The sequence below is a fragment of the Rhodopseudomonas sp. B29 genome (assembly GCF_000333455.1).
GTDB lineage: Bacteria > Pseudomonadota > Alphaproteobacteria > Rhizobiales > Xanthobacteraceae > Rhodopseudomonas.
Window position 1 is genome coordinate 1 of record NZ_BADD01000741.1, and the last position, 1320, is coordinate 1320.

2 protein-coding genes are annotated in these 1320 nt (G+C 65.0%); both read right to left on the reverse strand.

Annotation, left to right across the window (positions count from 1 at the left end; all coding sequences use genetic code 11):
- A partial coding sequence (locus tag I5M_RS26795) for a hypothetical protein (protein ID WP_022724210.1) occupies nt 1–439 on the reverse strand: 439 nt, incomplete at its 3' end.
- Nucleotides 440–523: 84 nt separating this feature from the next.
- The coding region (prmB, locus tag I5M_RS26800) for a 50S ribosomal protein L3 N(5)-glutamine methyltransferase (RefSeq protein WP_022724211.1) at nt 524–1320 on the reverse strand (797 nt) is incomplete at its 5' end.

Here is a 1320-nt window from a genome sequence, read left to right on the forward strand (position 1 = left end):
CCAGCGCCTTGCGATAATTGTCGGGCGTCGGCCGTGTCACCTGCATCTTTGTCCCGGGCGGATAGGCGCCGACGACCGAGAAGTCGTGGCTGGCGAACAGGCATTTGTGGCCGGTGCCCGCCGGCAATACGGCGACGTCTCCGGGGCCGAGCTGGATGGCTTCGCCCTGTTCGCCGCCGAACAGCACCAAGGCGCGGCCGCGCGCCACGCCGAGCGCCTCGTGCACCGTGGCGTGATAGTGCTGATAATCGAAGATGCCGTTGCGCCAACGATCACCCCAGCCGTTCTCCGCGAATACATCTTCGACTGCCTGCTCGGGGTCGCTCGACAGTTCGACTGCGCGTGGATAGATCAGCAGCGGCAAGGGATTGTTCGGGATCAGCCCGTCATCGTGGAAATAATGGGCAGCCGGACGCACTGTGTCGCGGGCGAGCGACATTGGTAGTCTCCGCAAATCGTGGATGATGTGCGGAGATAACGTCGGCGCCGCAGGCCGGTTCCGGCTGCGATTGTTCCAGGCTGGTCAGAAGTCGGCGGCCGCGATCCAGAAGACTTCGCCGTCCGAATCTTCCGTGTCGAGCCAGAGCAGCGGCAACTGCGGGTAGTTGGAATCGATCAGTTCGCGGCCGCGGCCGACTTCGCAGAGCAGGCCGCCGTCGGGCGTCAGGTGATCGGCGGCGCCGGCCAAAATATGCCGGATGATATCAATTCCGTCATCGCCGCCGTCGAACGCCATCGGCGGCTCGGCGCGGCATTCGGGCGGCAGGTTCGCCATGCCTTCGGCGTCGACATAGGGCGGGTTGGTGATGATCAGATCGTAGCGCGTATCACCCAATGGTGCGAACAGATTGCCGTGATGCAGGGCGATCCGGTCGCCGAGGCGATGATCGGCGACATTGCGAGCCGCGACCGCGAGCGCATCCTTCGATAGATCGACAGCATCGATCATCGCATGCGGGAAGGCGCGGGCGGCGAGGATGGCGAGGCAGCCGGAGCCCGTGCACAGGTCGAGCACCCGCGTCACCTCGGCCGGATCGCCGATCAGCGAGGTGTCGCCGCCGTCGAAATGCGTATCGAGCAGTTCGCCGATGAACGAGCGCGGCACGATCACCCGCTCGTCGACATAGAACGGCACCCCGCGCATGTAGATCTTGTTGACGAGGTAGGCGGCCGGCAGCCGCGTCTCGATGCGGCGGGCAAGCAGGTCGAGGATGACTTCGGCCTCGTCGAGGGTGACGCGGGTGGTCGCGAACATCTCGAACTGATCGGGAGGCAGATGCAGCACCTCGCCGACCAGGAAGACGGCTTCGGCATCGGATC